Origin of the sequence: Mesorhizobium sp. M1A.F.Ca.ET.072.01.1.1 (genome assembly GCF_004023325.1) — a bacterium.
In the GTDB taxonomy this organism is placed as follows: Bacteria; Pseudomonadota; Alphaproteobacteria; order Rhizobiales; family Rhizobiaceae; genus Mesorhizobium.
In genome coordinates this window covers 1-5,661 of sequence record NZ_RZSF01000382.1, presented here as the reverse complement: position 1 = coordinate 5,661, position 5,661 = coordinate 1, and the positions used below count along the sequence as shown (strand labels likewise).

The 5,661-nt window shown below is 62.6% G+C and carries 6 protein-coding genes and 1 pseudogene; 2 read left to right on the top strand and 5 right to left on the bottom strand.

The genetic code is table 11. The features are described from left to right. The 3 genes from EOA32_RS32245 to EOA32_RS32235 form a co-directional block, all read right to left on the bottom strand. Window positions 1–835 (bottom strand): dihydrodipicolinate synthase family protein (locus EOA32_RS32245; RefSeq protein ID WP_145971423.1); only part of this gene is annotated, 835 nt, incomplete at its 3' end. Between the two features lie 298 nt (window positions 836–1,133). Next, entirely contained in the window at window positions 1,134–1,487 is a 354-nt protein-coding gene (locus tag EOA32_RS32240; RefSeq protein ID WP_066994002.1) for a Rieske (2Fe-2S) protein, read from the bottom strand. An 11-nt stretch (window positions 1,488–1,498) separates the two neighbouring features. After that, window positions 1,499–2,581: an amidohydrolase family protein gene (locus EOA32_RS32235; protein ID WP_128373887.1), complete on the bottom strand. Its 1,083-nt coding sequence runs from the start codon at window positions 2,579–2,581 to the stop codon at window positions 1,499–1,501. Between the two features lie 129 nt (window positions 2,582–2,710). On the opposite strand from EOA32_RS32235, the gene EOA32_RS32230 reads away from it, so the two are divergent. Next, a complete protein-coding gene (locus EOA32_RS32230) occupies window positions 2,711–3,568 on the top strand; it encodes a LysR family transcriptional regulator (protein WP_066993899.1) in 858 nt (285 codons plus the stop codon). A gap of 90 nt (window positions 3,569–3,658) precedes the next feature. Next, window positions 3,659–3,898, top strand: a complete 240-nt coding sequence (locus tag EOA32_RS32225) for a hypothetical protein (protein ID WP_128373886.1) — start codon at window positions 3,659–3,661, stop codon at window positions 3,896–3,898. Between the two features lie 452 nt (window positions 3,899–4,350). Here the strand turns inward: EOA32_RS32225 and EOA32_RS32220 are convergent, their stop codons facing one another. Continuing rightward, window positions 4,351–5,430, bottom strand: coding sequence for an ABC transporter ATP-binding protein (locus EOA32_RS32220; protein ID WP_128373885.1), 1,080 nt, complete (start codon window positions 5,428–5,430; stop codon window positions 4,351–4,353). Next, window positions 5,427–5,661, bottom strand: a pseudogene (locus EOA32_RS32215) (ABC transporter permease); the annotation flags it as partial. The gene EOA32_RS32220 and the pseudogene EOA32_RS32215, both read right to left, overlap by 4 nt.

Below are 5,661 nucleotides of genomic sequence, written 5' to 3'. Positions count from 1 at the left end.
GTTCCTCGCCGCCGATCGGCAGGCGCGGCTTTCGAACGTGTTCCGGAGCGCCGTACACCAGATGCTCGGCGAATTTGATGTACTGCACCAGCTTGACGTCCGTATCGAGATGAAATGCCGGCGTCATCAGCCGGTAGAGCGGAAGCGCTGCCGCATAATCGCCGCCGCGGGCGGCGTTGAACAGCGATACGCACTCGGCCGGCCATGCATTGGTCATGCCCGACACCCAGCCGACAACACCGAGCGTCAGGCTTTCAAGGATAAGATCGTCGACGCCGCAAAAGATGTCGAAACGGTCGCCGAAGGCGTTGAACAGGTCGGTTACCCTGCGGATATCGCCGGTCTCTTCCTTGATGGCGACGATGCCGGAAACGTCGACCAGCGCCTTCAGCGTCTCGACGTCGACGTCGACCCTGTAGGCGAGCGGATTGTTGTAGATCATCACCGGCAGATCGCTGGCCTCGGCCACGGTCTTGTACCATGCCACGGTCTCATGGCGGTCGGTGCGATAGGCGAGACTGGGGAAGGTCATCAGCCCCTCGGCTCCGAGCTTCTGGTAGTTGCGAGCCGCCGCGGCCGCGTCGTCGGTGGACAATTCCGCAAGACCGGAGAGCAGCGGCACCCGTCCCGCCACGACTTCCCTGGCTGCTGCAACCACGGCATCGCGCTTGGCCTGTGTCAGCGTGGCATTCTCGCCAAGCATGGGCAGGACGATCACGCCCGACACGCCGTTCTGAACAAGCCACTCGATGCTGGCTTGCGTGGCTTTCAGGTCGACTGCGCCGGAAGCCTGCATCTTGGTCGTCACTGCTGGAAACACGCCGCTCCAGGTCATGGAATGCTCCTTGGTTGGGGTGTGGCCGGCGGAGGCGTCATGGAAGGGACGCATGCCGTATCGCCGTTCGGGACCAGCTTCCCATTTCTAACGCCACATGTTGACCTGCCAAGCCGCAAATGCGTCTTCGCCATAGCCCAGCGGTTTGTCGCGAAAAAACCGCCGCCGACCGTCAGCGGCCTATTGCAGCGGATGCCGATGCGATCGGCGCCAGCAGCAGCATGCCAAGAGCCGGTGCAAGAAGATGGTGTTCGGGTAACGGCGGCCTAACCGGTCGCCAAGGCGCGCGCCGCTCTGATCAGGCCGTCACGTAAATGCTCCCGGCCTCGACGGTGACTGGGAACGTCCGCGCGCGAACGGACGGGTTGACCAGGGCCGCACCCGTCTGGATGTCGAACTCCCACCCATGCCAGGCGCAGCGAACGATTTCGTTCTCGCGGTGGTAGATGAATTCGGGTCCCTCGACGGGAGCGGTCGTTCCGCATTGCGGCCCTTCGCAAAGCGGAGCGCCTCGGTGAGGACAAACATTCAGCAGCGCATGGAAACTATCGCCGATCCGGAACACGCCGATCGACAGGCTGCGCACCTTGGCGATGAATGGCGTCCCGACCTGGATCTCGTCGGCGCGACAAATATACGTCTTCTCAGCCATTTGGGTCCTCGTCACGCTGCCGCGGCGGCTTGCGGGCGGGGGATCCGCTTGTAGACATCGAGCGCATTCTGGCCGAGCACCTTGCCGCGCCATTCCGGCGGGATGTGCAGCGTGTTGACGTCATCGTAATCCCAATGCGGGTAGTCGGACGCAAACAGCAGCGTGTTCTCCCCGTCCATCGCCTCCAGGATCGCCCAGAGGTGTTTGACGTTCGACGGTTGCTCCAACGGCTGCGTGGAGAAGCGTATGTTGCGTCGACAATATTCCGACGGCAGCATCTTCAGCCATGGCGTCTCCTTGCGCAGGGCTTTGTAGTCGGCGTCAAGTCGCCAGAGCACCGACGGCACCCAGGCGATGCCGCACTCGATGACGACAAAGTAAAGATCCGGCCATTTCTCGAACACACCATGCGCGATCATGCTCGCGACATGCGACATGGCCGACATGTGCAGGATCGCATGGGTCTCCCAGAAGAAAGTGGTGGGCGCCGGCGCCACGGCATTCCAGTTGATGCCGCCATGCCCGCCAAGATGTATGGCGAACGGCAAGCCGACCTCGGCACAGGCCTCGAAGATCGGGTGATAGAACGGATCGCCATACGGCCGCACCGAGCCTTGGGAGGCCAGGACTTGCGCCATCCGGGGATGCGCGCCGAGCCGCCGGATCTCCGCCGCCGCAAGGCGTGGGTCCTGCGGCGCGATGACGATGGAGCCCATCAAGCGGCTGTCTTTCGGCAGCCATTCATTGATCTGATAGTCGTTATAGGCGCTTACCAGCGCGCTGGCGTAATAGGGATTTGCCAGCGTCGAAGCCTCGATCGGCTCGTCGCCAGTCAGGATTGCCACTCCGATATTGTATCTATCGAGGTGCTTCTCCTTCATGATCAGGTAATTGTCCGCCTCGACCTTCGGCCGCACGTCCTTGCGGGAGAAATCCTGCGGATGAAACCAGGGGCGATGGCCGTGCGGAAAGGCGCCGACGGGGCCGGTCTTCTCGCCTTCGATGAACATGTCTTTCCAGACGCCGGACAGGTAGGGCTCCAGCACCGTCGCGCTGGACCAGTAATTGTGGCAATCGCAGTCGACTATGAACACTTGTCCCTCTTTGATGATGCGGGCGCCGCTGAACGCCCCTGGATTCCTGCATCGAACTTCCGCCTTGTCAGTGTTTGGATCAAGCGTATGATCGGGCCGATACGATCGTAAAAATCGATTGGCTTGCCTATGCAACTGGAACAGGTCGAGACCTTTCTGGACATCATAGAATCGCGGAACTTCAACCGGTCGGCAGAGCGCCTCGGACTGACGCAATCGACGGTCAGCACCCGTATCAAGAACCTGGAAACCGCCGTTGGATCCGAGCTCTTCCACCGCGGACGCGCCGGTGCCGAGCCAACGGCGGCAGGGCGGCGGTTTGAGACCTACGCGCGGTCGATGCTGTCGACTTGGTCCCAGGCGCGTCACGATGTGCGCGCCTTCAACAGGTTCGAGGGGAGCCTGCGGGTCGCTGCCCAGGTCGGGATGACCCGCTCGATCCTGCCTGGTTGGCTGGAAATGCTGTTGCAAGTCTTGCCCCGGTCCTCGATCCACGTCGAATCCGATTATTCGCCGCAGATGATATCGGATCTGAGCCTGGGAAACCTTGATATTGCCGTTGTTTACGCTCCGCGCTACCTGCCCGAGATCACATATGACCAGCTCATGGTCGAAGAATATGTGATGGTCTCGACCACGGCGCGAAGGCTTTGCGATGTAAGCCCCGAAAGTTACATCCGGCCGGGTTACACGGTGGCGCTCGAGAAGGCTCATGCCGAGGCGCTGCCAAACCTGACTGCGTGCCGGCTTTCGATGGGCTCCGAGACGCTTGCGGACAATATGCTGCGGCGGGCCGGCGGCACATGCTACATGCGCGCCGACGATGCGCGACGCTTCGCTGCCGAGCGCCCCTCCCACATCGTGGAAGAAGCTCCAACTCTGCATCAGCCCGTCTACACGGCGGTCCTCGCCCGACGCCGACATGAGCCGATCATTAAGAAAGGCGTCCGCGCGCTTCACCTTGCCGTCATGTCGCTGGAGAGTTGATCGATAAAGTCGATCGTAGACGCCTGAAGCGCCTCCTACATCGAACGAAAGCCCGCTGGCAAGCTCGGCTCGTTAAACGCGAGCCAGCTGATGAACGCCTTCAGTTGTTTTTTCTCATCCTGCCGATCCAACCGCTTCAGGGAGCGTCTGACGCAGATCTATCGCCGCATCATTCAGGAGACACGAGGTAAAGACGTTCGTCTTCTCGCCAAAGGGCGGGCAGTCGAGCCAGTTCAAAGCTGGCCAGTTCATCATGCTGAATCCGGTGATCGGCGTTGCTCCGGTCGCACGCAGCTACTCGATCTCTTCATCGCCCACGCGGCCGGATGACCTGAGATGACGGTCAAGCGCGTCCCCGGCTGAGCGGGGATCTGGAAATGCTCGATCTCGGCGGGCTCAGCGCAGAGGAGAAGGCCATGCGATGCGTACTCGCCTGCTGCACCGTCCCCTATGGCCGGTCTGCGTGAACCTCTAATCAAGGCGGCGCATCCAACAGGAGGATGGCCGACGTCTCTGCAGCGATCGTGCTGATCGGCACGGCGGCACACGACCTAACCGATCTTCATCGCCTTGCAGATTTCTTCGACCAGCATTGCGGCCCGCGATCGCCTGCCGGCGTGCCTTCTACGCGCGACCGCGGGTCCAGCGGGTGCCAATCATAGCTCGACCTCACCTGGTTGTGCCGCATAGAGGCGTTCCGGTCGTAGCGCGAAACGGACGCGGTTGTGACGACGCGGCACTGGATGGCGGCGGGCCATTCGCGGGGATGACCCAGCCCGGCTTCAGACCGGAAACAGGAAGGCCGTAGCGGGATCGAAGAAAATCTGCCGTCCCGAAGCGGCATCGGTGCCGCCCGGTTCGGCTGTATCCGAAGTTGGCCTGATGTCGATCTCGTCGCCCGACCCCGTGCGCGCCACGACGCGCCGGCGATCGCCGAAGAAGGCGGTGTCGACGATCTCGACGGCAAGCGACGCATTCCCTTCCATGGGCGTCAGGCGGAACGCTTCCGGCCGCACCATCAGCCTGGCCTTTTGGCCGCGGCCGAGCCCCTGTGTGGCTTTCACGCCCTTGACGAGCGAGCCATCGGCCAGCCGCACCAAGGCAACGCCGTTCTCTGTTTCGAGGTGCTCCGCCGGCAGGAAGTTGGAATTGCCGATGAAGCCGGCGACGAACTCGCTCGCTGGTCTGAGATAAAGGTCCTCGCCGGTGCCGATCTGCTCGATGCGGCCTTCCTTGAACAAGGCGATGCGGTCGGAAAGATGCAACGCCTCCTCCTGGTCGTGCGTGACATAGAGGATGGTGACGCCGGTCTCGCGGTGGATGCGGCGGATCTCGGCCTGGATTTCCTGGCGCAGTTTCTTGTCGAGGGCCGACAGCGGCTCGTCCATCAACAGGATCGGGGGATCATAGGCGAGCGCGCGGGCAAGCGCCACGCGCTGCTGCTGGCCGCCGGACAGCGCGCCGGGATAGCGCTCGGCGAATTTTTCCAGGCGCACCAGCGCCAGCATATCGGCGACCTTGCGCTTCACTTCGGCACCCGGCCGGCGGCGCACCCGCAGCGGAAAGGCTACGTTCTCGGCGACGCTCAGATGCGGGAACAGCGTGTAGCGCTGGAACACCATGCCGATGTTGCGCTTGTGCGACGGCACCGAAAGCAGCGACTTGTCTTCCAAAAGCACGTCGCCCGACGTCGGGTCCTGGAAACCGGCGATCGCATAGAGCGTCGTCGACTTGCCGGAGCCGGACGGCCCGAGAAAGGTCAGGAATTCGCCCTTCGGCACATCGATGGTGACGTCGTGGACGGCGACGAAGGCGCCGAACGCCTTTCTCACCGCGCGGATGGACAGGAATGGCCGGGTCATCTGGACAGTCTTCTGCGAAGGAGTGCGGTGACGATCATCAGGCACAGGGTGAGGCCGACGAGCAGGCTGGAGGCGGCGGCGACGACCGGGCTCAGATCGGCACGCAGGCTGCCCCAGATCTTCACCGGCAAGGTCTGCAGGGTCGGGCTCGCCATGAAGATCGCCACCACCACCTCGTCCCATGAGGCGAGGAAGGAAAAGATCGCCGCCGAGAAGATGCCGATGCGGATC

Bases quoted from the DNA above. Each gene is read 5' to 3' on its own strand.
- EOA32_RS32240 (WP_066994002.1), bottom strand. From the start codon at position 1,487: ATGGCTGAGAAGACGTATATTTGTCGCGCCGACGAGATCCAGGTCGGG.
- EOA32_RS32230 (WP_066993899.1), top strand. From the start codon at position 2,711: ATGCAACTGGAACAGGTCGAGACCTTTCTGGACATCATAGAATCGCGG.
- EOA32_RS32225 (WP_128373886.1), top strand. From the start codon at position 3,659: ATGAACGCCTTCAGTTGTTTTTTCTCATCCTGCCGATCCAACCGCTTC.
- EOA32_RS32220 (WP_128373885.1), bottom strand. From the start codon at position 5,430: ATGACCCGGCCATTCCTGTCCATCCGCGCGGTGAGAAAGGCGTTCGGC.